The organism is Paenibacillus vandeheii (assembly GCF_030433635.1).
Classification (GTDB): Bacteria; Bacillota; Bacilli; order Paenibacillales; family Paenibacillaceae; genus Paenibacillus; species Paenibacillus vandeheii.
Genome location: NZ_JAROCD010000004.1, coordinates 306,321 through 331,230 on the forward strand (window position 1 = coordinate 306,321; position 24,910 = coordinate 331,230).

Sequence of the window (24,910 nt, forward strand, 5' to 3'; positions counted from 1 at the left end):
CTCCACGTTCATCTAAATTAACAAGCATGATGCATTCACCCCAAGAGATCTTTCCAATCAGCATCTTCTATAGTAATTACTACACCATATCGTCTCACATTAAGCTCCATATTATGTAAATGAGTTATAAATCCTATTCGTTATTACACTTCGATGAACCCTGAAACGTTGGCGTGATACCCTGAAAGGGTCAAAAAATACGCTATATTTGGGGAGGAAAAAAAGTTGAATCGTTTTGCTTTTATGATGCTCGTTATACTCGCCACCTCGCTTATGGGTTCATCCTTTGCTGTGGGCAAAATTGGGCTGGCTTATCTTTCCCCCATTCTGCTGGTCGGCATTCGATTCACTCTGGCTGGAGGACTAATGGCGCTATGGGTGCGAAATAAAAACCTTCCGACCACTGTGCCTGACTGGCTCCGGTTATTCGTCATCGGTCTGTTCCAGACGACTGGCGTGATGGCCTGTATTTTCCTAAGCATGCGCACCATTCCTTCGGGGCAGACATCCATTCTCACGTTTACGAATCCGCTATTGGTAGTTCTTCTGGGAAGTGTCTTTGTGGGTCTACGATATCGGGCATATCAGTGGCTTGGGGTACTAATCGGAATAACAGGGGTCTTCATCACGCTTGGATTCCATCTTCAATTCTCGGAAGGAACACTGCTGGGTATAGGCTCCGCCTTGTCCTGGGCCATCGCTACCCTCTTGGTCAAACAATGGGGATCACGCTTCAGCACCTGGGTGTTAACGGCATATCAGATGTTATTCGGCGGGGTGACGCTGTTATTGCTCAGTTTCACCATGGAATCAACAACACTCATCCTGAATGCCACGTCCATAGGGGTGATTCTGTATCTGGCGATCCTCGGTTCCATGGTGCAGTTCGCTACGTGGTATTACCTGTTAAGCAAAGGCGATCCGGGCAAGACAAGTGCATTCCTGTTTCTCGCACCATTCTTCGGTGTCTTATCCGGCTGGCTGCTTCTTGGCGAAGTCATTCAGAACTACGTATATATCGGTGGACTATGCATATTCCTGGGGATCTTTTTGGTAAACTGGAGTGGACGGACAAATCAAAAGAAAACATCATTCAAATGAGCATGCTGCATGCTGAAATAAAAATATTCATGCCTGATTTTCGGCGATGCCCTGTGCATCGTTTTTTTATAATATCCGTAAGGTTAACTCTACTGAAGTAAGGACGTGCGCCCAATGATTTCTGCTGAACTGAAAGAACAATACTATCAGGCCCTGGTTGCCAAGGATTCGGAATACGAAGGATTATTCTATGTCGGGGTCAAGACCACGGGTGTCTTCTGTCGCCCTACGTGTCCTGCTCGAAAGCCGAAGTTCGAAAACTGTGAATTCTACGAGACGGCGCAGCAGGCATTGCTTGCTTCATATCGCCCTTGCCAGCGCTGCCGTCCGTTATCCCACCCCAATCAGGTGTCGGATGTGGTACGCATATTGGTAGAAGCCGTAGAGAACCATCCGGAGAAACGCTGGAAAGGTCAGGACTTCAAGGCATTATCCATCGACGAATCCACGGCCAGACGTCAGTTCAAGAAGCGATTTGGCATGACCTTTGTGGAGTATGCCCGCGCCCGTCGCATGGGACTGGCCCTGAAAAATATTCGCTCCGGTCGTACGGTCATTGATGCCCAGCTGTCCACCGGTTACGAATCCGGCAGCGGGTTCCGGGATGCCTTTTCGCGAATCATGGGCGCAGCGCCTACACAAGTGGATGAAGAGCATGTATTGAAGGCGTCCTGGATCGACACACGTCTAGGACCCATGATGGCTGTAGCCGATGAGAACGCATTATATCTGCTTGAATTTGTAGACCGCAGAGGTCTGGAGCGTGAAGTAGAACGATTGCGCAAACGCACCAAGTCAGCCATTGTACCCGGAATAACAGAGCCGATTCGTTCCATTGAACGGGAACTTGCGCAGTATTTTGAAGGCACATTAAATGTATTCCTCACCCCGTTGTTCTGGTTAGGAACACCATTCCAAAAGAGTGTATGGGAGCAATTGATTGCAATTCCGGCGGGAGAGACGAGGTCATATCAGGATATTGCGAATGCACTGGGTAAACCTACAGCATGTCGAGCGGTAGCACAGGCTAACGGAGCCAATCAGCTGGCTATCGTTATTCCCTGTCACCGTGTAATTAATGCCAGTGGTGAACTCGGCGGATACGGCGGTGGGCTGACGCGCAAAAACTGGCTTTTAACTCATGAGAAGCAAGAGATTTGAGCACCCAGTGCCCAAGATGCAAGAAAGAACGGACGCAAGTATTGTGAAGCAGCTTACAGCAATATAACGAGGAGCGAAATAATATGAATACCCTACAAGAAAAAGCAGCGATATTCCACCAAGCCCATGTGAAAGGCAATCCCTTGGTGCTGGTCAATGTGTGGGATGCCGGAAGCGCACAAGCCCTCCAGTCCACCGGCGCCACAGCAATCGCTACCGGAAGCTGGTCTGTAGCTGCCGCCCATGGTGAACCAGATGGAGAAGCAATGCCCTTCCAACTGGTACTCGCCAATCTGGCGCGGATCACCAAGAGCGTCGAACTGCCTGTAACGCTCGATATTGAGGGAGGGTATGGCAGGTCTGTGTCAGCAGTGAAGGAAAATGTGAGCCACGTGATCCATCACGGTGCGGTAGGAATCAATATCGAAGATCAGCTTCCGGATGGCGCAGGACTGTACGAGGTGGAGGAGCAATGTCTAAGACTGTCGGCCGCCCGGGAGGCAGCGGAACAGGCAGGCATTCCACTGTTCATTAACGCCCGCACAGATATCTTTTTGCAAAATGTACCTGAACGACACAATCATGCTCTCCTTGAAGAAGCGCTTATTCGTTCCAAGGCTTATGCAGAAGCAGGGGCCAGTGGTCTGTTCGTTCCAGGCTTACAGAATCAACAACTGATTCAGGAATTATGTGAGCGTTCGTCGCTTCCGGTCAACGTGATGGTTACATCATATGAACCTTCACCAAAACAACTTGGCGAGCTGGGTGTGGCACGCGTAAGCTATGGTCCTTATCCTTATCTGCAAGCGATGGAACACCTGAAAGAACTGGGGCAAAGTATTCTATCAGGAACTATGTTATAATCACCACTACCCAACACTAACAGGAGGAAAATATGCTTAACGTTGAACAAAAGCTTGAAGTGCTACAATCGTATCCGCAACTGCAACGCAAAGATGTTTCTCTCGGTCGTGTTAATTTTCACTACGAAGATAGCGCGTATGATAAAAAGATTGTTGCTTTCCATATTCATCCTAACGGTAACGGTTATATCTATGCAGGGCTACTGCCCAACTATGAGACCGATGATAAAGGATTCGTCAATATTCGGGATTACTCCGAAGCAGACCTACGGACATTGTTAGATGAAACGATCAAAGCGATGTCTTATAATCCCAACGCAGTTGAATTTGAGGTGCCAGAACAAGTAAAAACTGCTGCTCCTACATTGGCTACAACCTCTACTGGTGGCGGAACATGGATCGATGAAGATGGACATACACTTACTTTAAAATATGAAGATGACATGTGGTATGTGTATTCCGGTCTTAATCTGGATATGGCTTTCGAATCTCGTAGCGAAGCTGGCGAGTATCTCAAAGACGAAGGATTTAAACCACAGGCTCAAGCTTAACTCATACAGAAAAACACGAGGCGTGTATATACTCCCTCGTGTTTTTCTGATCTTAATGGATAGTTAGACTGCTTTATCAAAAGCGTCTCTCATCAGTCTTTTCTGCCTTTCATTATAAGCGGTGCATTCTTCATCATGGGGTACGTGCTCAGAAGCAAAGCACCTCCAATGACTCCCAAAGCAGTGAACAACGCCATGCGATTGACCCCCGCAATCCATAACATAAACTCACTAAGATCGGCCAGAGTAAATACCAGCGTGATGATTAGGCCAACTCCAAAGAACAGACTGAAAAAATTACGCATCCCCAATCTGATCCAACAGACGGTTATAAAGATGGACAATCCCAGCACAAGGAATCCAGTCATCAGATCGATCCACAGATAAGAGAAAAATTGATATTGGCTTGAGTACAGCATGCCTGGTTGATAAAAGGTTACACTAAGCGTTCCATATTCATGGAGAAGATGCATAATGAAATAGATTACATTCAGTATGGTGATTGTTCCCACGACCATCCATACCGAAATAGTATAGAAAGATTTCATGAACTGAGTTCGTGTGCTCCCCATCCCTATCGCAACCGGAAACAAAGTAAGGATTCCCGCAATCGCAAAAGTACATATTCCCCCGTACATTGGACCAAACAGTTGTGTGGTGTACGTGACATCGAAGATAAATCCGATTGCCAAATATACGACAGTGAGCATGAGAGCAATCGATGAAAATATGATCAAATACAAACGCATATCATCCAGAATCAGCCGATTCGTACCTTTCGCTGCGTTCATCGCTTAACCCCCTCCTGATTACGGGTTCTGTTAACCAAATAATCCTGTAGTGTCGCCTTCTCAATGGAAAGCCCCTGCGTGTGTGCGATGTCCTTCCACGTTTTCGAGTACGGCTCATCAATCATCACTTTCAAGGTCGATCCCATCTGGGAGGACTCTATAACTTTCACATCTGCTGTGACTCGATTGACATCTTCAATTCTCCCTGTTAGAAGAACTCCTTTTTCACGCATCTCTTCCATCGGCTGATTAAACAACACTTCCCCAGCTTGCAGAACGATAAGAGACTCACACAAAGGCTGAATCTCCTCAATATGATGGCTCGATAACAGAATCAGACGCGGGTTATCTTCATAACTTTCCAATAAAGCATTATAGAAGAACTTACGCTTCTCGGCATCGAGTCCATTGGTAGGTTCATCAAAGATCGTTACCTTTGCATTACTGGCTAAACCCAATATAATTTGGGCCGCTGTCTTCATGCCTTTCGAAAACTTGGTTATCTTTTTCTTCAATGGTAATTCGAACATGTCGATTAGATGCTCGGCAAGAGCCTGATTCCACTGAGGATGAAAGTATTGACCCAATCGAATCATATCGTTAATCGTCCAATTTTTGCCCAAAGGATGATTCTCCTGGATGTAACACAGATTCTCCTGTGCAGCCAAATTATTGTAAGGGTCCTGGCCCATCACTTGGATGGTCCCAGCATCAGGCCGGTTATGGCCTGCAAGCAGACTCATAAGGGTTGTTTTGCCAGCACCATTCCTGCCCCACAATGCACTGATGATCGGCTCACTCTCATGCAAAGTAACGTTGTTCAGAACCGGCGTTTTTGTTTTCTGATAACTGTAGTTCATCTGCTCGATATGAATCATAACTCACTCTCCTTATCCTTCTTACCTCGGATCAAATCAATAATCATGTCCTCATTCATGTGAATCCGTCTGGCCTCTTCAAGTAAAGGCTTGATATATTCTTCGTAGAAATGCTGTTTTCGCTCAACAAGCAGCGCTTCCCTGGCTCCCTTCGCAACAAACATGCCAACACCCCGCTGTTTATAAATGATACCTTTGTCCACGAGCGTTTGAAGCCCTTTGCGTGCCGTGGCTGGATTAATATTGTAAAAGCGAGAGAGCTCATTGGTTGAAGGGACCTGTTCCTCCACCTTCAATCTGCCGTCTACAATGTCATCCATAATCATCATGGATATCTGATGAAAAATGGGCTGAGATTCATCCAAATTCGATTTCATGCGATTCCAACTTTCATCCATCGTTAATTAGTTAGTCGGTTAGTTACTCATGTGACTAACTATAGTGCACGGAAACCAATATGTAAATAGGCGAACCCCTAATTGATCAACTTTTTCATTTTGGCTCGATTGTATTGATTAATAAGACCGTCCAAAACTACAGATTGCTGGATGACTTCAGGATGAAGCAGACTGCCGTATTCCGACTGCAAGCGGTGAAGCTGTTGTCTGGCTTCTTCGATCTGTGACATTAACTCCAGGCAATCCATAGTACCCCTCCTTTTTGTCATATTTTAGTTTATTATGCCAATCGATAGGCCGCAAGGGGTACGACATACTTATTCTTCCACCAGACGCAAAAAAAGACGCCTCTGAATGAATATTCAGAAGCGTCCATTACCAATTTTTAAGTTCCGAATCCGTGGTCAGCAGTTCTCATAATTGTGGGATCTGGAACTTCGTTGCTTGAGACAGGATCCGTAGCAGGAGCTACAATGTAAATAATAATACTACATGTAGCTATCAGCAAAGCCAACTTTCTCTTCATTGAGTTTCTGCACCTCACTAATGATCAATTTGTATTGCTGTTTCGCCGTCTCAGTTGCAAACTCCCTATATTGCTCAAACAGTCCGACACCTCTAAGCATACCTCGTCCACTGCTAATTTCAATAGAGAATCGCAAACTATCCAGAACAAATTGTATCCCTGTGAAATACTCATCTTTCTTTAGATAATACGCACCCAGATCCGCTAATAGACGTAGATATCGATCATCTGTAACCTGTCTGCTGACTTTTCCGATTCGGTTGCTTTGTTCCTGGTACGTAAAGTAAGATTCATACTGTTCGAGTACGTCATCAATATTTTTATCATAGCGATTTGCAGCAGTCACAATATCACAAAGCGCAGGGAAAATCTCATTTTCTTTTGTTGAGATGTAATTCAAATAATCAGCTAACACCTCAAACTGTCCGCTCATTAATTGATATATATAACGGTTGCCCTCAGCCCATTCCTGAAACTGATTCATGACTACCATTTCGTCCTGATCAGGGTTCTTCACCCAGCTGTTATCCGTATATAAAGAAACATATTTAAGGGCGCCTTGATAGTCCTTAAGTTGATAACACGCACTTCCTGAAGCCAAATAGGAATACAAAATGTAGAACACAATAGGTCTCTTTGTTTCTTCCTGTTTCCTTCTCCCATTCAACTCATAATGGATGGTTGCTTTCACCTTTAACTTCTCGGACAGCTCCTGCACTTTATTCCATCTATGCAAGGCCCCAAAGGCATTAATCAATTCGTTGAGCGCATCCAGCTGATAACGTTCATCAAGCCGGTCAACATAATATTCGAATTGAGCCGCGATGATCAGATTTCGTTGCTGATCATTGGTCAGTCCCAGCCTGAAGAGTCGATACTGACATAGTGCAAGCCGTTCGGAGTGTTGCATTTTCTCACTTTCGGCTATCGTTTCATATAGTAGAACGGCCGGTTCGAAATTACCGGCATGGTAGAATTCTTCAGCCAGATCAAATAGCAAAGGAATATAAGATAGATTATCCATCATCAAACGAATAACCTCTTCAATACAGTTCAATTTATTCAACTCAGCACATCGATGAAGGAATGGTCCCAGTCTTCGCCAGTCAGGGGCAGCATGGACAAAACACTCATCTATGTACAATTCATAGAAGTAACCTTCTTCAAGTCTCATAGCTGAAGTGATTCGATCCAGCTGCTGCATCGCAATCGGACGATTCTTGTTCAAAATATTGCTCAGCGTACCGGAGTTAATTCCTGACGTTTCCGAAAAAAGACTAATGGACATCTGCTCACGCTTCAGATAACTTTCTAAGTGATCGCGTATCGTGGTTGTCGGCTCCAAACTAACACCACCCTCCAAAATAAAAAACCATAGACAGGATTAACGGTATGCAAAAGTAATTATATGTAATAATTAAGCAAGGGTCAATAAGATAAATTCAACTAATTTGTATTAATTACAAAAAAATCCTTTTGTTAAAATAAAGGCCCTACCCTTATTTTATACCGGGAACGGGCAAGCATCAAATAAAGGATAAAATAAAAACACGAGCAGCATATGCGCTCGTGTTTTACATGCATTATAGCAGAACGATCTGCTATATATTACTCTTGGTTTAAGGCAGCACATTGCCAGCTGCACGATAGATTTCGTACCACTCCTGGCGCGTAAGGTGAACATCGCCAGCTTTGATACAATCTTGCAAACGCTGGATGTTCGTTGTGCCTGTCACTGGCTGCATATGAGCAGGGTGACGCAGCAACCAGGCAATCGCCATGGTCGTGTTGCTCACTTCATATTTTGCAGCAATCTCGTCGATCTTCGCATTCAGTTCCGGGAACTTGTCGCTTCCTAGGAATACGCCTTCGAAGAATCCGTATTGGAACGGAGACCATGGTTGAATCGTGATATCGTGCAGGCGGCAGTAATCAAGAATACCGCCATCACGGTTAACCGCGGCATCGTTCTCCATGTTCACGTTGATTCCGCTGTCAATCATCGTGGTGTTGGTAATACTCAACTGCAACTGGTTCGCTACCAGTGGCTGTTTAACGTATTTTTTCAACATTTCGATCTGGTTCGGATTCTGGTTGGATACCCCGAAGTGACGCACTTTGCCTTCGCGCTCCAGCTGGTCAAAGGCTTCAGCCACTTCTTCGGGTTCAACCAATGTATCCGGGCGATGCAGCAACAGAACATCCAGATACTCGGTTTTCAAGCGTTGCAGAATGCCATCCACCGAATTCAAGATATGCTCTTTTGAGAAATCAAACATGCCTTTGCGGATACCGCATTTGGACTGAAGAATCATATTTTCACGAACCTGGGGATTCATCTGCACAGCCTCTGCAAAGATCTCCTCACATGCTCCATTTCCATAAATATCAGCATGATCGAAGAAGTTCGCGCCTGCTTCCATGGCGGAATGAACAAACTGTTCTGCTTCTTTGCTGCTTAATGAATTAATTCGCATGCAGCCAACGGCTACAACCGGTACTTCAAGTGCGCTGCTGCCAAGTTTAATTGTTCTCAAGATGATTTCCCTCCATATTCGAATAGTATCGTACTCTAATGCCCATAATCATTGCCAACTGGTATATACTTGTCTTCCGTCTATGATTGTGACACAGAACTGCAATCGGTTTCAATGGAATTTTAGAATTCTTATATGGAATAATGGAGGTTTTTTTCTGCATCATTCATCCGCTTACACTTCTTCCGGGACGATCACTTCAATATGCTGAGGCAATACACGGATTCGAATGGGCAGGGAAGGCCCTTCCTCTCCATCTACATTCGTGCGGATGGCATCCGTGGAACGGACATGAACTTCTTTTGCCGTAAAATAGTCAACATCCTTATGGTTCTTGAGTTTGCCAAACAGCAGGGACGTTCCGAGTGTAACTGTATTGAAGACGTTCATGCTACGGATCACAAAACAATGAATTAACCCATCATCTACCGCTGCATCCGGCGACAATTTCTCAAAGCCTCCAACCGAATTGGTCAGCGCCGCGAGAAAAAGAGGAGATTCACCCTCCCAGAACTGCCCGTCATAATCAATGGTTAGCTGCTTGGCGGGTGTGTTCATGAGGTCTTTCAACCCTTCCTTCAAATAAGCAAATGAACCCAGCTTCGACTTTTCTTCCGACGATACCGAGAACAGCGCTTCCGCCAATGAACCGGCTGCCACCACGTTGGCAAACAGACGATCATTGATTTTACCGAGGTCTACCCTATGAACCTGCCCCGATCGTAACTGCCGAATGGCTTCTTCCGGGTCAAGCGAGATATTCAGCGCACGCGCAAAATCATTCACCGTACCTAGCGGCACCACACCCAGTCTGGGACGATGTTCCTGCTCCATCATGCCGTTAATCGTCTCATGCAGTGTCCCATCTCCTCCGATGGAAATGACGAGATCACAGCCGTCTTGGCAGGCACTCAGGCTGTAGTTGGTCGCATCGCCCTCCCCGGCCGTTTCATTAAGCACCACTTCATACTGTTGTGATTCAAGAATTTCTTTGACTTGGGACACATACTGCTTAGCTTCTTCTTTACCGGACGATGGATTGCTAATGATCATGGCTTGGCGCATACCTGCATCTTCTCCTCCAAATGGCATTCTTTACTTCATCTATACCCTATCTGCCATGGAGTTGAATACGATCTGGGGGAGTTGTACAATTTTTTTTGAAAAAGATGATCGGAAGAGTACAGTATGGGGCTGGTATCATATAGAATAGAAGTAGATGTGCTGCCTGTCATGAATTTCATGTTCCTTTTGCCTAATGACTGGTTAATAACTATAGATGTGTTTTTATTCGTGCCTGCATAAGTTAAACTGATCCATTTACACTTACCTTATATATCATCAAAGAACTCAATCTGTTCGGAGTATTTTATAATCTCAAAATCGGAATCGGAGGGAATTCATGCAATGAGAAGAATGACTCTACTATTTCTAGTATTCATCCTGAGTCTCGGGGCCGCTGGGCAGTCGATGGCCTATACTACTGCAGACTTGGGCGAAGGAATCATCGAAGACCCTGCACTGGAGAACGGACTGAAGCTGATCTTGAACAAACCGGTAGATTCCCCTCTAACCTCATCCGATCTGGAGCAGCTGAACGTTGTGGATCTAAGCAATGCAGGCATTCAAAGCCTGGCCGGTCTGCAATACGCCACGAATCTGACTCACCTCCGGTTATATGGCAATGAGATTGACGATTTAACACCGCTGGAGCATCTGACTCAGCTTCGCGAGGTTGACGTTCGCAACAATTACATTACATCCATTGATGCACTGGCTGATCTGAAAGACCTGGGACGGCTGTATATCAGCAACAATTCCATTTCTTCTATAGAGGTTGTACGTGGATTCAATCGACTACATACGTTTCACGCCAGCGGTAACCAGATTACCAGTCTCTCCGCACTGGCTGATGCAGATGATCTTCAATGGCTCGAAATCTCGAACAATACGATCACGGACCTGACACCACTGGCGGATAAAAGAAAGCTTAAACAGCTCAATGTGGCCAATAACCATATTCAGACACTGGATGTACTGGCTGATCTGCCGAATACAATTCAGAAGCTGAATGTGGCAGGCAACGAGATTTCCGATCTGATGCCACTGGAGCATATGACACGTCTGCAGACGCTGGACGTCTCCGGGAATCAGGTTCAGCATCTGGCGCCCCTGGAGAGCCTGACAGGGCTCAAAGAACTGAATGCAGAGTCCAATCAGATCTATGACCTGGAGCCGTTACGGCAGCTGTCCAAGCTGGAAGTGCTGAAGCTGTCCAACAACCAGGTGTGGGATCTGACACCCATTGCCGGATTTACTTTTACAAGAAACAGCTCTGCTAATACCATAACAGATATCTCGACCTCCACCTCCTTGTCCTCGGGTACTCAGACTTCGGTCTCCGAGCCGGAACCTGCCGGACTAACGGTGCAAAATAACTACCTGGACGTCGCTAGCGGCAGCAACACGATGCGCCTTCTAAATCAAATGAACGTACGGGAGCAGAAGCGCACCCCGCAAGGCAGATTCCAGCGACTGGTTGAAGGGTCTACAACCGCCTATGTGGGTGATCAGGCTTACGCGCTGGAGGCTGCGCCTTTTATCGAGGATGGACGGACCTATGTGCCGCTTCGCTTTGTCTCGGAGCAATTGAATGCCAGCGTGAACTGGAATCCGGATACACAGGAGGTTCAGATTGCGCAAAATGACACGGTACTTAAGTGGACGGTGGGCAACAAACAGGTGAGTATAGATGATACTCTTGCGGTAAACGACGCGCCTCTGTTGATGAGAGATGGCAAGGCGTTTGTCCCGGTACGATTTATTTCGGAGCAATTCCATACGACGGTTGGGTATACCGGAAGCAGCAAAACGATCCTGATCTTCGAAAACAAAGCACAGGATGAGAGTGTACAACAACCTTAATTAACAAAAGTATACTCAAGCACCACGCACTTATCTCTACTTATCTCAATGCATAATCCATTCATATGCCATCCATGCAGCTTCTTGCATGCACAGCGAAGTCCCCGTCTGAATCGTCAGCGGGGATTTTTGGTGTGCATTAAATTGGACGTGGGTACGCGGGAATTCGGTTTATTCAAAAAAACGGATGCTGCCCATCGTCTGTCTGTATTCACTGGGACTCGTGCCAGTCCATCTTCTGAATTGCCGGCTGAAGTGCGCAAGACTGGAATATCCGAGCATGGCGGCAACCCGGGTAAGGTCAAATCAGGTTGATGGATCAGCTGCTTGGCCTCGTGGAGCTTCAGCTCGGACAAATATCTGCGCGGGGAGATGCCATATACTTTCTGAAACGTCTCCAGTGCATATCCAGGGCTGATTTGCAGTGAAGCTGCGATCTCTTCAATCCGAATCTCCTTATCCCCCAGCCCTTCCCGCTGAATGTTACCGGCATTGAAACGGCTTTTGATTGCCTCGGCAATCAGTGTTGCATAGTGCGCCACAGTAGGCGATACGGATTCTTGAGAACGGGAGGAGCTTTGCTCTGCCAAGATCGCCAGAATCTCCAGCAAACCAGCCTGCATGCGGAACAGATCTGCCGTTGTATATTCTTCTTTTTGCTGAAGAAGGCTCACCCATTTCATCATCACTTCCGTCAATCGCTGATTATCCTCGCTGCCATTCGGGAACAACAGCTGAACTTGTCGACTCATCCCTTGCCGAAACAAAGCCTCGTCCACATTGAAATGGGCAATAAAGTAGGTCAGCCCCTTCTCCTGATTGCATTCATTGGTATGCTTGCACCCGGGTGGGATAAGTAATATATCTCCTTGATGAAGATCATAACGGATATTCTCCAGTATTGTCGTTTGTGCGCCTTCCAGAATCAGAATTAATTCAAAGGCCAAATGGGATTCCTGCGGCACATGCCAGCCTTGGTTCACCTTCTGCATGTGAGCACCAAACAGCTTGACGTTCCAATCCGTCGCAGGCAACCACCGGCTCTCGGGAGACAGATAGGAACGGTATGGTTCAGGGATGATCATGAATTACACCACCTTGGATTAGGGCAAATTTTACACGGTTCAGCGTATCTGCTTTTGGAGAGGGACTTGATATACTGACTGTACTGTACAACATACCTGAGGTTCAAGCGAGGAGGAAATTCCAATGTCTCTGACGTTACATGGCTATTCCACTACACCCAATTTTTCGTGGAAAGAGATTTCTTATACAATCACAAATGAAAGCGCTAATCTAAAGCTCACAGGTGAACAGCATCAGCTTGTAGAAGGATTTGGCGGCTGCTTCAATGAGCTTGGTTATATGGCCCTGTCCCACTTGAATGAGGAGCAGCGACATGAAGTCTTTCATTCCCTCTTTCACCCGGAAGGCGAACACAAATTCAACATCTGCCGCCTGCCGATCGGCGCGAGTGATTATGCAGAACAATGGTACAGCCACAATGAGGTGGACGGCGACGTGGCCATGGAACATTTTTCGATTGAACGTGACTTCAAATACCTAATTCCATACATCAAAGAGGCCCTGACCTATAATCCAAATCTGCAATTCTTCGCCTCTCCTTGGAGTCCGCCAACCTGGATGAAATCGCCGAAAGCCTATAACTACGGTACGCTGCGCTGGGAGAAGGAGATATTGGAGGCGTATGCACTGTATTTCGTCAAATTCGTACAGGCTTACCGTGAGGCAGGCATCACTATCCATCAGGTTCATGTGCAGAACGAAGTCATCGCGGACCAGAAATTTCCTTCCTGCATGTGGACTGGCGAGCAGCTGCGTGAGTTTATCGCCGATTATCTGGGCCCAGCTTTTGACCAGCATGGTCTGGACACGGAAATCTGGCTGGGGACGATCAACGCGCCTGACCCATGGGAAGAATTGATCAAGAAAAAAACGAATGATTTTGATGAATACGCCGGACTGGTGCTTAGTGATCCCAAAGCGTACGCCTATATCAAGGGAGTAGGTTATCAGTGGGCAGGCAAAAATGCCATTCAACGCACAGCGGCAAGCTACCCGGAGCTTCGATACATGCAGACCGAGAATGAGTGCGGCGATGGCAACAACTCGTGGAACTACGCCAAGTATGTATTCAACCTGTACCAGCACTATTTCAGCAATGGAGTAAATGCATATATCTACTGGAACATGGTTTTGGAGCCAAAAGGCCGCAGCACGTGGGGGTGGGAGCAAAACTCGATGATTACAGTAGACCCGGATACGAGTGAGGCCATTCGAAATCCCGAGTATTATGTGATGAAGCATTTTGCCCATCATATTGTTTCTGGCGCACGAAGGGTGGGTCTGTCTGGAGCCTGGAGTGGCAAATCGGTGGCATTCCGCAATCCTGACAACAGTCTCGTGATCGTCATCAACAATCCGTTCAAGGATCATCGTGATTTGTATTTGGCATACGAGGGGCAGACACTTAAGTTTGAGTTGGAGCCTGACTCCTTCAATAGTATTGTTATCTCGGAAGGCTAGAAAGAAGATATGAACAGAAATAGCGCCTTGCTCCGCGGTTTGACTGCGGAACAGGCGCTATTTCAAATGATAACGTAAGAGTATGATTATGAGAACTTAAGGATTATTGGCAAGATAATTTCTTAGCCATTGCATTGCTGGACGCTCTGTACCATTGCTGTTCACCAGATGGGAACCGTTAACCCAGGTTTGACCCTGATTGTAACCCCACAGGGTCACACCTTTGACCGCAGAATGCTGCCACAGCACAGGGAACTTCTGCTGATAGCGCTGTAACTGCGTGTTATCGTCACCAGTTATGTCCAGCTCGGATACATAAATCGGCAGACCTGTCGCAGCCAGCTTGTTCAGCACGGTGTTCATCGTGCTTACGGAGACGTTATCCATATTAAAGTGATGGGCCTGAATACCGATGCCGTCAATCAGCCCTCTACTTTTCAAAATATTAATTATCTGTACATATTGATCCGCCGCGTTCGGGTCACCGATAATACCATATTCGTTCAGCAGTAGCTTGGAATTAGGAAAAGCTTGTCTCGCTTGTTGGAAAGACCAAATCACCCAATCCCAGCCTGTTGCTCCATCCCCTCCGATGGCATTGCGATAGGAAGGCTTGGCATGCAGCGGTTCATTAACCACATCGACAAAAGCTGCTTTGGAATAACGCTGGCCAGCCGCCTGAATCCACTGTGTCACTTCAGCTTTCTGATCGGCAGCGGAGAGGCTGTTAATCCACGATGGCTGCTGACTTCCCCATACAAGGGTATGAAATTTGAATGGAAATCCATTGTTAACCGCATAGTTATACGCCATGTCGGCCTGAGACCAGTTCATGTTATTGCGCGTGCCTTCCACTGCATCCCATTTGGTTGAATTCTCCGGCGTCACCTGATTCCAATATGGACTAAAATTCGAGGGAACACTGCTTGCAATAATGTTCCCCAGAAACTTGCTGCCTTTCGCCAAACCTGCACTCACACTGCCTACAGCTACTGATGTGGCAAGCACACCCACTAACGCTAACGCACCCACGGTCTTAAACCATTTGGACTTGTACATGATCTTCCTCCTTTAGTTTTTAATAGTTGACAAATTGGTAAGCGTTTACATTTATCATTTTACTGGATATATTTGTAATTATCCATGTAGAAAGTATAGCTTGTCCCTAAGAAAGTATAGATATTGGGTGCTAACTTGATAACTTAAACAAAGGCGTTACAATTTATTATATTTACAAATCTATAAATATAGATATAATGTAATTCTGAGAACTTATTATATCGGCTATAATTTTATACAGAGGCAAGGAGGTATTTTTTTTAGTTCAATATATCTACTTATCTATATATATAAATGAATTTGGAGGTCTACACTTTAACATGAAATCACAACAGGTTAATCCGCTGCTCATCCTCATTCTCGCATTGGGTGTATTCGCCATCATTACTACAGAAGTAGGCATTATTGGAGTGCTGCCCTTAATCACGCATAAATTCAATATCACCGCTGCACAAGCTGGATGGCTGGTAAGTATTTTCGCGCTAGTCGTTGCCGTGTCCGGCCCTTTTCTGACTTTACTCGTATCTGGTATCAATCGTAAGACCATTTTGTTAATTGCCGTGCTGTTGTTCGCCATTTCGAATGTAGTATATGCCTACACAACCCGCTTCGACATGATGTTAATCTTTCGGATTATCCCGGCCATTTTTCATCCGGTCTTCTTCTCCGTCGCTCTCGTCACGGGTGCCAAGCTGGTCCCACCGGAAAAAAGCAGTCAGGCAGTCGCCAAAGTGTTTACCGGAATCACTGCCGGCTTTGCATTTGGCGTGCCCCTAACTAGCTATCTTGCGGAACGATTCTCGTTGGAAGCTGCGTTTTGGTTTGGAGCGGTTGTCAGTATCATTGCTTTCATCGGGATATGGATTTGGCTGCCTTCAATGCCTGTACAAGAGAAAATGTCATATGGCAAACAGATCGGCATTTTGCGTAAACCTGCGCTGTGGCTAAATATTGCCGCTGTCATTTTTATTTTTGCAGCGATGTTCTCCGTATACAGTTATTTCGCCGAATACCTTGGGCAAGTCACCCGTATGGACGGTTCATGGATTAGTGTGATGCTCTTGGCTTTTGGTGTTATTATGATCGCCGGAAATTTGGTATTCGGACAGCTCCTGCATCGAAATATTCCGAGAACCGTTCTCCTCTTCCCGGTGTTATACATGGCGGCTTATTTACTCGTTTTCTATGCAGGCTCCTATTTCATTCCTATGATTATCATGGTGTTCGTCTGGGGTGCGATTCACTCCGGTGGTCTGATTGTCAGCCAAACCTGGCTTACGACGGAATCTCAGGAAGCACCGGAATTCGGAAATAGCCTCTTTGTCTCTTTCTCTAATCTGGGAATTACTCTCGGTACCTCCATTGGCGGCTGGTTCATTGCCCAACTCGGCATCCATCAGGTCATCTGGAGCGGAATCATCTTTGGTTTGCTTGCTTTGGTATCCATCGTTGTCAAAATAAAGTTTTTCACCTCTCGTAGTCGTAGTTCAATTGAGACGGTATAAGAGTTAAGTGATCCGATCAGGAATGGAGCACTTTACGTTCAAGTATTAACTTCATCTGGGCATCCAGTTGGTAAGGCATAGATATGGGATCGGTAACTGCAAATTCCGTATACTCCGTCATATACACCTGGTTTTGCCTCACTGCAGGCATTTCCTGCCACCAGATGCTGCTCGACATATGTTGATACCGCTCCGAATCCAGTACCGTCAGGAACAAGTGGTCTCCTACATAGGACGCAACTTGCTCCTCTGAAATCATGAGATAAGCCTGACGGTCAATTAATTCCTTCTGTATACGTTCAGGTGCCTGGAGTCCAAGGCCATCATACAGATTGTAGGCACCCCTGCACCAGTAATTCCCGAACACATAGATTGAGTCATCGCGTATTTCCATCACAGAGAATGTATCCGTACTCTGAGTCATACCTTTCAACCGCGATCTCAGGCGCTGTACCTTGCGCTCATATTGCTTCATTACCTTCTCCGCTTCAAATCCCTTTCCAAAGACCTCACCAAGTTTCTGTAACAATACGAATGGCTTGTCGTCGTTCTGTGAAAAAATATATGTCGGCGCTATTGGCGACAACGTATCGTACTCCTCCTGATTTCCAACCAGAATCATCTCGGGCTGCAAATAGGAAATTTCCTGCGGGTCCAGCGGTACACTGTTGACCTTATGGAAACTCGTACTCAACTTGCTTAGGTAGTGCTCATTGGCTAGATTTTTGGCTACCGCTGCTGGGCGGATCCCAAGGGCAAGCAGATGACCGAGGCAACTCATCACACAGATGTTAGATGAACTTTTCCGATGGTTAAGAATGAACTGGCCCGGTGAGATTCCTTCCATCTGTTTAAATCGACGATTGAAATAGTATTCATCCCGATATCCCACCATAGCGGCCACCTCCTTCATACGCTCCCCGCGTAATAGCAGTTGTTTGGCATGTTCCATCCGCAGAGTTGTCATATAATCCGACAGATTCGTTCCTGTGAGCTGCCTGAACCAATGGGTAAACCTCCGTTTGCTAATCCTGGCCTGATCTGCCAACTCATTCACGGTAATTTCCTCGTTGTAGCGGCCTCTTAGCTGCGTAATGATCTCGGATACGTTCGCTCTCGTATGCTCACTGGAGACTTCTCCTTCGTGCTCATGGGTATCTTTCAGTACCATGCTCATCAATCTCTGAAACTGGGTGTGAATGCCGACTCGTTGTATGCGATCCTGCACCATACGGCGGTTTTCAATGGCCCGGATTCGCTGCACTATGGATCGAAATCCGGCCGTATCCGTTTCGCGGGTCTCTATAAAGGAAGGGGACATTTGGCGCTCAGGATCATGCAATGTAAATGCGATTAACCACACGGATAACAACGCCTCTTCGTTCATCCGAATCTCTACAGTGTGTCCCGCATTGATGACCAGGGGCACCCCATATTGCAGTTCATTTTTCTTACCATCGCAAATGAGCAGACCTTCCCCCTCCTCGACCACAATCATGAGGTCGGTGGTTAGCGTTTGTCGTGGAATGCCATCATTAAGCGATAGATGTTGTAGAGCCAACCCGTGAAGTTCGTAATAAATGTCGGGAACAACGTTCCGGGTTTTGAGATGAGTCAGATCCACAGCTAGCTCTCCTTTTTCTGATAACCATTATCAATTAGAGTCATCATAACCCAACTCTTCCTTGGTTATCAATGGTCGAAACTTGCCCATAACCAGCCTATTAATGCAAAAAAAACGTCCTATTATTCCATTGAATGCACCCTTGAACGGCATTACACTTGATTTATTGATAATGATTATCAGTAAATATTTAACCATACTGGGGGATATTCATGATACACAAAATGTCGAGATTCACCACGTTGCTCACCTTATGTTTGATTGTATTGGTTGCAACAGCTTGCGGTAAAACAGCCGATACAACAAGCAATACAGCACAGACCACCAGCCAAACTGAGGAAAAAGGAACCCAAATGGCGACTGATGCCTATGGTAACCAGGTGGAGATTCCCATAGCGCCCAAACGTATCGTATATACAGACAACACCGTTGGGGATCTATTAATTTTTGGTATCAAGCCTGTAGGTGTGGTACAGCAAGGTCTGCAATACGCGACGTATAAAGACGAACTGAAAGATGTTGCAGATATCGGCTGGCCGCCAAGTCCGGAGAAGATTGTGGAACTTCAGCCCGATCTGATTATTACATCAACTCCCGACCAAAAGCAGAATGAGACGCTCTCCAAGATCGCTCCGGTTATCCTGACCAATGAATGGGACCCTATGCCTGATCGGATCAAGCGACTGGGCGAATGGCTCGGCAACAAACAACTACCTGAAGAATTTCTCGCACGTCATGAAGCTGAGATTGTGAAGATGTGGACCGCATTGCAGCAGGATGGCACCATTCAGAAGGACGAGACGGCATCCGTATTTCAATACATGATTGGCCAGAAAAGATTGAGTGTGTACACGACCAGTTACCTGACCGGTTTTGTCTATAACAAGGATGGATTCAAGCCAACCACAGCGATTCAGAAAATGATTGATAACCCGGATGACTATGGCTATGCCGATATTTCCACCGAACAGCTGCCCGAAATTGCCGGAGACCGGATTTTCATTGTGTATTATAGTGACGAAGAATTGAAGGAAGTTGAGAACATGACCAAGGGTCCCGTATGGAGCCAACTGCCTGCTATCAAAGCCGGTAAAGTATATTTCGTGAATGGTGGGCTAGGTATATCAACAGATCCGCTGGCGAGGGAAGAACTGATTAAACAACTTCCTGTGATGCTCAAAAAATAAAGGGTTTCTGCCCAACGAATCATGGAGGTTAGCGATGAAAGATTCACTTGAACGATATGATGTGACCATCATCGGCGGAGGACCCGCCGGGTTATACACGGCTTTTTATAGCGGAATGAGAGAACTGAAGACCAAGGTCATAGAAGCACAGGATGAACTGGGCGGAAGAGTCCTGACCTATCCTGAGAAAATGATATGGGATGTCGGAGCCATGCCCCCAATTCGTGGGGAACAACTCATTGCCCAGTTGATTGGACAAGCCCGCACATTTGATCCGACGATTGTGCTCGGCCAGCGGATTGTCGGCATGGAGCGTCAGGAAGATGGAACCATCCTGCTCACCGCTGATCATGGCCAACAACATCTGACCAGGACCGTTATTCTGGCCATTGGCTATGGCGAGCGCCAGAACGTCAAGCTTGAGATTGAAGGAGCAGATCGCTTCGAGGTGACCAACCTGCACTATACGGTTCAGGAGTTGGAACGATTCCGGGATCAGCGGGTATTAATTTCGGGTGGAGGAGATTCCGCTGTCGACTGGGCCAATGAGTTGCAGTCCATTGCCAGCAGCGTAACGATCGTTCATCGCCGGGATCATTTTGGCGGTCTGGAGCGAAGTGTTACGATGATGAAGAACTCCTCCGTCCAGGTTCGGACACCCTATACCATTGAAGCGCTCCACAGCAGCGACGGGACACAAATTGATCGTGTATCCCTCCTCCATACTGAGACGTCAGAGCGAGAGCAGTTGGAGGTTGATGCGGTCATCGTCAATCACGGAATGAAGTGCAATTATGGTTCCATTCGCGATTGGGGTCTGGATCTCGGTGAGTGGAACCTGGAGGTGGGAGCCGAGATGACGACCAACGTTCCCGGTGTATTCGCTGCAGGCGATTTTGTAGCCTACGACAGCAAAGTTGAATTGCTGGCAGGCACCTTTACCAGCGGTATTCTCGCACTAAACAGTGCCAAGCGATATATACAACCAGATGCTTCACTAATGGCCTATGTCTCCTCACACAATGAGCTGTTCAAAGAGAAAAACCGTGCTTTGGGTGTTGTTGAAGAGGAAGTTTGAACATATAAAAGAAACGTGTAGTGACTGCTCCGATTATTCCTTGTGTTGTTTCCATGGAATGATCAAGAGCGGTCTCTTTTATTTGTCATTTTGTGGTTTACATTCACCATTTGTTAATCTAGTATTAACTCCAATGACACATATCTTTACATAACACTAGATAACAAGGGAGATTACAACATGCGCAAATTTTCGCCGAAACGTTACGCCGGATGGCCCTTATCATTCCTCTTATGTGCCTCCATCCTCTTCGCACCTTTTGCCTCCACTCCGGCTCAAGCTGCTGAAGCAGACAAGGAAACCAAGATTACGTTGCTGGGAACATCAGACATTCATGGCCGATTTATGCCGTGGGACTATGCCCTGGACGGTCCGAATCCGACAGGCAGCATGACGCAGTTGTACACGATTGTAAAAAAAGTACGTGCTGAGAATCCGAATACGATTCTGCTGGATGCAGGCGACATGATTCAGGACAACTCGGCTGAGCTGTTCAACGATCAACCTCAATCTCCCATGATGGTCGCAATGAACGAAATGAAATATGACGCATGGGTCATGGGAAATCATGAATTTAACTTTGGATTGGACGTATTAGAGAAGATTTCCTCACAGTTCAAGGGACAACCCTTGGTAGGTAACATTTTCAAAGAAAACGGCGACCGCTACATGCCTGCCTATACGATTATCGAGAAAGACGGCATCAAGGTAGGCGTCATCGGAATGAACACACCTATGATTACCGAGTTTGAGAAAGGTACGGATCACCTGGATGGCATCATTGTCAAAGATCCTGTGGAAGAGACCAAGAAGGCCATTGCCGAGCTGAAAGGCAAAGTGGATGTAATGGTTGGACTCATGCATATGGGACTGGACAACGAGAACGGGAACCCGGGCACCGGGGTCACGGATATCGCCAATGCCAACCCGGAGCTGGCTGCCATTTTTGCCGGACACATGCATACGCTGATTGAATCCCAAACGGTTAACGGCGTATTGATCTCCGAGCCAAACAAATATGGTTCACACATTTCACGGATTGACCTCACGTTTACCAAAGAAGGCGACAAGGTTGTACTGAAAAGCAAGGAAGCTAAGGCACTCGCTGTAAAAGCTGCTGATGGCTCTTATGAAGTGTCCGATCCCGGACTGGAAGATACACTGCATCCGTTCCACGAGTTCGCTCGTGCCGATGCCAACATTGAAGTGGCTGAACTGAAAGGAACCAACCTGGTGCCAGCGGATGAGATCAAAGGCATTCCTGCGGTGCAGATCCAAGAGACACCCCTCTCCGACTTCTTCACCGAAGTCATGCTGCATTATAGCGATGCTGACGTTGTTGCTCACCAGATCGATAACGATAAGGCCAAGCTGGATGTCGGACCGATCAAGAAAAAAGATATTGCATTCAACTATCAATATACCTTCGGAGAAGTAACGGTATATGAAGTGACCGGACATGATCTGAAGGACTACATGGAATGGTCTGCGGGTTATTTTAACTCCACACGCCCTGGCGATGTGACGATCAGCTTTGATCCGAAACGGCGCGCTTCCAAATATAGTACCGACGACTTCTTCGGTGGAGTGACGTATGAGATTGACCTGACCAAGCCTTACGGCAGTCGGATTACGAATCTCAAATATAGTAACGGTACAGTGGTCAAAGAAGACGATACGCTGAAGCTTGGCATGAACGCCTATCGGATGGAAGCACTGATTGCCAAGGGTGGCGCATTGGAAGGCCGTAAGTTCAAGCAGTTGTGGTCCTCCAAGGATGCTTCCGCATTTGGCGAGATTCAAGGTACGATCCGTAATCTGTCCATTTCTTACTTGAAAGATGTTATGAAAGGCGTCTACGAGCCAAAGATCCAGCACAACTGGAAAATCACCGGCGTAGACCTGACAGCACCTGCACGTGCTGATATTGTAGAGTTGATTAATGATGGCATCCTGTCTGTTCCGACAACGGAAGATGGCAAGTATACCAACATTGCGTCCATTAACATTTTGGATGCGGTGACTGAAGAAGAAATGAATGCTCTCGCCGCCAAAGCGAACGTAAGTATCGCGAAATTCTCTGGCGTGAAAACCAAGGGAGAGTTCTATCAAGAGCTGAATAAAGCTCGCAAGGCGTCCACTGGTAGCGGTGAGGAAGAGACTACACCTGAGAAACCAACGACACCAACGGTACCAAAACCGACACCAGACACATCGAAACCCGGCAAACCATCGACATCACCAAGCAAAAGTAAACCGGGTGCAGTCGCAAAAGGCAAACAAGCCAAGGTTACTGCGGCCTACCTGAATGTACGCTCCAGCGCTTCATCCAAAGCCAAAGTGGTTACTGCCGTACCAAAAGGCACTGTTCTTGAGGTAATCAGTACAGACAAGTATGGTTGGGTAAAAGTGAAGCTGGATGGCCGCGCAGCTTATGTATACGGAAAATATGTAAGTATGCTGCCTTAACTTTAACAGCTCTATATATTGAGGAAATGGCGTGCATCGCTAGAAATCGAAAAAACCAACTCAGCCTGTTAGCTGGGTTGGTTTTTTGATTGTAATGAACATCTAAGGATAAGCTCAGGTTTCAGACAATTCTGGCTAAAAAGCCGTCAATCCCTGCAGTTACATTTCCCCAAGTCCCAAAGTATAGTTGCCGCTGTAGATCTCCCGATACAAATATACATTAAGCTGGGCCGTTTCAAGCGTATTATAATCATAAAATTCGATGCCCGTACCTGGACCATTGCCAAAAATGCCAACCAGCATGTAATTCGACGGATACACTACCCATGAGTTACCCGGTCCCTGGCTCTCCTGGTGTTCCTTCAGCCAATAATTGAGTTGTTCACCCGCTCCGGCACTGCGTAACATGCCAACAATATCAGGCGTGGGAGACATGCCGCTGTCAATGCCAAAAGAACTGATAATCAGGATATTGCCGGCCGTATCCAGCTTGCCCTGAATGTCCTGCTTCATCTGATCAAACAACACATGGTAGGTCGTGATCCACCCTTGCTCTTTGGGAACCGTATAATAGCGGTCGAGCAGTACATGGCCCAGATTGCTACTGTCCAAAATAACGACTTGATATCCGGCTGGACCGTCCGGTTGCCCGGAAGGCTCATAAGGAACAGATCCGATGTAGATATCGGGTACGATGGCCTTATCTTCAATCGGCCAAGTGATTCCACGGCTGCGCGTCCCAATAGCTAGGTGCGGGTGCATACTTCTTGCGTACTTTTCCCATGCGGCCTGCACAGCTTGCCGCTTCTTCCCGCAAATCTGCCAGATCCCTTCAAGCGTAAAATCAATAATGGCGGGCTCGGATGAGACGCTGTCCACCCACTTACGGAACAGATTTACCGTGTTCTCCCCGGGTTCCAACGGATTGATCAGTGTCAGATCGGTCACCTCCGAGGGATTGCCTCCATGGGCACGAACCGTTGTGCTGCTGTGTGACGCATACTGCTTCCACGCACTGCTGTTCTTGACTCCGGCATCCAGACTGCCACTGCTGAACAGTGCCTCGTACTGCGCCTTCATCATGGCGGAGATTTCCTGCACATTGGATAGGCCTTCCACACTTACAGCGGTGTAAAATTGCAGTGAACCGCCAAGTACGATTTTATTGGTAAAATACATGCCAAAGTCATTGAAGAAGCTGCTGAACACGTCCAAATTTTCATCCGACAGCTCATACGGCAATTCGTTCAGTCGTTCGTTAAATTCATCGGATAGAAAACGGGCGTCATACTGGAATTGCAGCGTAGCCGCTTCAGCGTAAAAATTTCGGTATGCGTAGGCATACTGGCTGTTCTTGTTGAATTCACCCGAGTAATCAAGAGCCATCTCCCCGCTGAACGCACCATAACTTCCCTGTATGCCTACATGAGCAGCCAGACTGTTCTGTACTTCTTCACGTGTTCGGAACGTGCCGCCTTCATCATAGGTTTCCGTATCCTGAATCAGGTTCACATATTCGGGAACCTCATAGTCTTTTCCCAGAAAGGTAACCTTCTTGGCCGCGGCCTTGGCCGGAGAAACCAGCAATTTGATAAACGAGGATACGTCACGTGTACCGTAAATATTCATTCCCTGGGCAAGTGCGTTAGCTTGTGACATTATCGGAGTCTGTTCTGTGTTTTCAATTTTCCCCATGTGGATAATCCTCCT

General features: G+C 46.7%; 21 protein-coding genes. 10 read left to right on the forward strand and 11 right to left on the reverse strand.

All coding sequences use genetic code 11. The annotated features are described in order from the left end of the window. The first annotated feature begins 225 nt into the window (after positions 1-225). The 4 genes from P5G61_RS09380 (at position 226) to P5G61_RS09395 (ending at position 3,676) form a co-directional block, all read left to right on the forward strand. Entirely contained in the window at positions 226-1,101 is an 876-nt protein-coding gene (locus tag P5G61_RS09380) for a DMT family transporter (RefSeq protein ID WP_301246209.1), read from the forward strand. A 114-nt stretch (positions 1,102-1,215) separates the two neighbouring features. Continuing rightward, the gene (locus tag P5G61_RS09385; protein WP_301246210.1) at positions 1,216-2,262 is read left to right on the forward strand and encodes a bifunctional transcriptional activator/DNA repair enzyme AdaA; all 1,047 of its coding nucleotides are present in this window, start codon (positions 1,216-1,218) and stop codon (positions 2,260-2,262) included. A gap of 83 nt (positions 2,263-2,345) precedes the next feature. Next, the gene (locus P5G61_RS09390) at positions 2,346-3,125 is read left to right on the forward strand and encodes an isocitrate lyase/PEP mutase family protein (protein ID WP_301246211.1); all 780 of its coding nucleotides are present in this window, start codon (positions 2,346-2,348) and stop codon (positions 3,123-3,125) included. Positions 3,126-3,157: 32 nt separating this feature from the next. Continuing rightward, positions 3,158-3,676 carry a hypothetical protein gene (locus P5G61_RS09395; RefSeq protein ID WP_301246212.1) on the forward strand — a complete coding sequence of 173 codons (519 nt, stop codon included), beginning with the start codon at positions 3,158-3,160 and terminating at the stop codon, positions 3,674-3,676. A 92-nt stretch (positions 3,677-3,768) separates the two neighbouring features. Here the strand turns inward: P5G61_RS09395 and P5G61_RS09400 are convergent, their stop codons facing one another. The 7 genes from P5G61_RS09400 to P5G61_RS09430 form a co-directional block, all read right to left on the reverse strand. Beyond that, positions 3,769-4,467, reverse strand: a complete 699-nt coding sequence (locus tag P5G61_RS09400; RefSeq protein ID WP_301246213.1) for a hypothetical protein — start codon at positions 4,465-4,467, stop codon at positions 3,769-3,771. Beyond that, positions 4,464-5,345 (reverse strand): ATP-binding cassette domain-containing protein, encoded by an 882-nt coding sequence (locus P5G61_RS09405; RefSeq protein WP_301246214.1) that lies wholly within the window; start codon positions 5,343-5,345, stop codon positions 4,464-4,466. Before P5G61_RS09405 ends, P5G61_RS09400 begins: the two co-directional genes overlap by 4 nt. Further along, positions 5,342-5,722, reverse strand: coding sequence for a GntR family transcriptional regulator (locus tag P5G61_RS09410; RefSeq protein WP_064642001.1), 381 nt, complete (start codon positions 5,720-5,722; stop codon positions 5,342-5,344). Before P5G61_RS09410 ends, P5G61_RS09405 begins: the two co-directional genes overlap by 4 nt. 98 nt (positions 5,723-5,820) lie before the next feature. Continuing rightward, positions 5,821-5,991 carry an aspartyl-phosphate phosphatase Spo0E family protein gene (locus tag P5G61_RS09415; RefSeq protein WP_076287270.1) on the reverse strand — a complete coding sequence of 57 codons (171 nt, stop codon included), beginning with the start codon at positions 5,989-5,991 and terminating at the stop codon, positions 5,821-5,823. Positions 5,992-6,231: 240 nt separating this feature from the next. Beyond that, positions 6,232-7,614, reverse strand: a complete 1,383-nt coding sequence (locus tag P5G61_RS09420; RefSeq protein WP_094937394.1) for a transcriptional regulator — start codon at positions 7,612-7,614, stop codon at positions 6,232-6,234. 274 nt (positions 7,615-7,888) lie between these two features. Continuing rightward, the gene (locus P5G61_RS09425; RefSeq protein WP_301246215.1) at positions 7,889-8,806 is read right to left on the reverse strand and encodes an aldo/keto reductase; all 918 of its coding nucleotides are present in this window, start codon (positions 8,804-8,806) and stop codon (positions 7,889-7,891) included. A gap of 174 nt (positions 8,807-8,980) precedes the next feature. Further along, positions 8,981-9,871 carry a diacylglycerol/lipid kinase family protein gene (locus P5G61_RS09430; protein ID WP_301246216.1) on the reverse strand — a complete coding sequence of 297 codons (891 nt, stop codon included), beginning with the start codon at positions 9,869-9,871 and terminating at the stop codon, positions 8,981-8,983. Positions 9,872-10,213: 342 nt separating this feature from the next. Here P5G61_RS09430 and P5G61_RS09435 point away from each other — a divergent pair, with 342 nt between their 5' ends. Next, on the forward strand, positions 10,214-11,731 hold the full coding sequence (locus P5G61_RS09435) for a leucine-rich repeat domain-containing protein (protein ID WP_301246217.1): 1,518 nt from the start codon (positions 10,214-10,216) through the stop codon (positions 11,729-11,731). Positions 11,732-11,847: 116 nt separating this feature from the next. Here the strand turns inward: P5G61_RS09435 and P5G61_RS32055 are convergent, their stop codons facing one another. Next, positions 11,848-12,816, reverse strand: coding sequence for an AraC family ligand binding domain-containing protein (locus tag P5G61_RS32055; protein WP_435874108.1), 969 nt, complete (start codon positions 12,814-12,816; stop codon positions 11,848-11,850). Between the two features lie 124 nt (positions 12,817-12,940). Here P5G61_RS32055 and P5G61_RS09450 point away from each other — a divergent pair, with 124 nt between their 5' ends. Beyond that, positions 12,941-14,278 carry a glycoside hydrolase family 30 protein gene (locus P5G61_RS09450; protein ID WP_301246218.1) on the forward strand — a complete coding sequence of 446 codons (1,338 nt, stop codon included), beginning with the start codon at positions 12,941-12,943 and terminating at the stop codon, positions 14,276-14,278. Positions 14,279-14,374: 96 nt separating this feature from the next. Here the strand turns inward: P5G61_RS09450 and P5G61_RS09455 are convergent, their stop codons facing one another. After that, positions 14,375-15,337, reverse strand: coding sequence for an endo-1,4-beta-xylanase (locus P5G61_RS09455; RefSeq protein WP_301246219.1), 963 nt, complete (start codon positions 15,335-15,337; stop codon positions 14,375-14,377). A gap of 320 nt (positions 15,338-15,657) precedes the next feature. Between P5G61_RS09455 and P5G61_RS09460 the strand changes: the two genes are divergently transcribed. Next, positions 15,658-16,842 carry an MFS transporter gene (locus tag P5G61_RS09460; protein WP_301246220.1) on the forward strand — a complete coding sequence of 395 codons (1,185 nt, stop codon included), beginning with the start codon at positions 15,658-15,660 and terminating at the stop codon, positions 16,840-16,842. Between the two features lie 16 nt (positions 16,843-16,858). On the opposite strand, the gene P5G61_RS09465 is transcribed toward P5G61_RS09460, so the two are convergent. Then, complete coding sequence (locus P5G61_RS09465; protein ID WP_301246221.1) at positions 16,859-18,466, reverse strand: helix-turn-helix domain-containing protein; 1,608 nt, start codon at positions 18,464-18,466, stop codon at positions 16,859-16,861. Between the two features lie 212 nt (positions 18,467-18,678). Between P5G61_RS09465 and P5G61_RS09470 the strand changes: the two genes are divergently transcribed. The 3 genes from P5G61_RS09470 (at position 18,679) to P5G61_RS09480 (ending at position 23,200) form a co-directional block, all read left to right on the forward strand. Beyond that, positions 18,679-19,653, forward strand: coding sequence for an ABC transporter substrate-binding protein (locus tag P5G61_RS09470; protein WP_090809306.1), 975 nt, complete (start codon positions 18,679-18,681; stop codon positions 19,651-19,653). A gap of 34 nt (positions 19,654-19,687) precedes the next feature. Then, a complete protein-coding gene (locus P5G61_RS09475; protein WP_301246222.1) occupies positions 19,688-20,731 on the forward strand; it encodes an NAD(P)/FAD-dependent oxidoreductase in 1,044 nt (347 codons plus the stop codon). Between the two features lie 180 nt (positions 20,732-20,911). Next, positions 20,912-23,200: a 5'-nucleotidase C-terminal domain-containing protein gene (locus P5G61_RS09480; protein ID WP_301246223.1), complete on the forward strand. Its 2,289-nt coding sequence runs from the start codon at positions 20,912-20,914 to the stop codon at positions 23,198-23,200. 159 nt (positions 23,201-23,359) lie between these two features. Here P5G61_RS09480 and P5G61_RS09485 read toward each other — a convergent pair whose 3' ends face one another. After that, a complete protein-coding gene (locus P5G61_RS09485; RefSeq protein WP_301246224.1) occupies positions 23,360-24,895 on the reverse strand; it encodes an MAC/perforin domain-containing protein in 1,536 nt (511 codons plus the stop codon). Positions 24,896-24,910 lie beyond the last annotated feature (15 nt).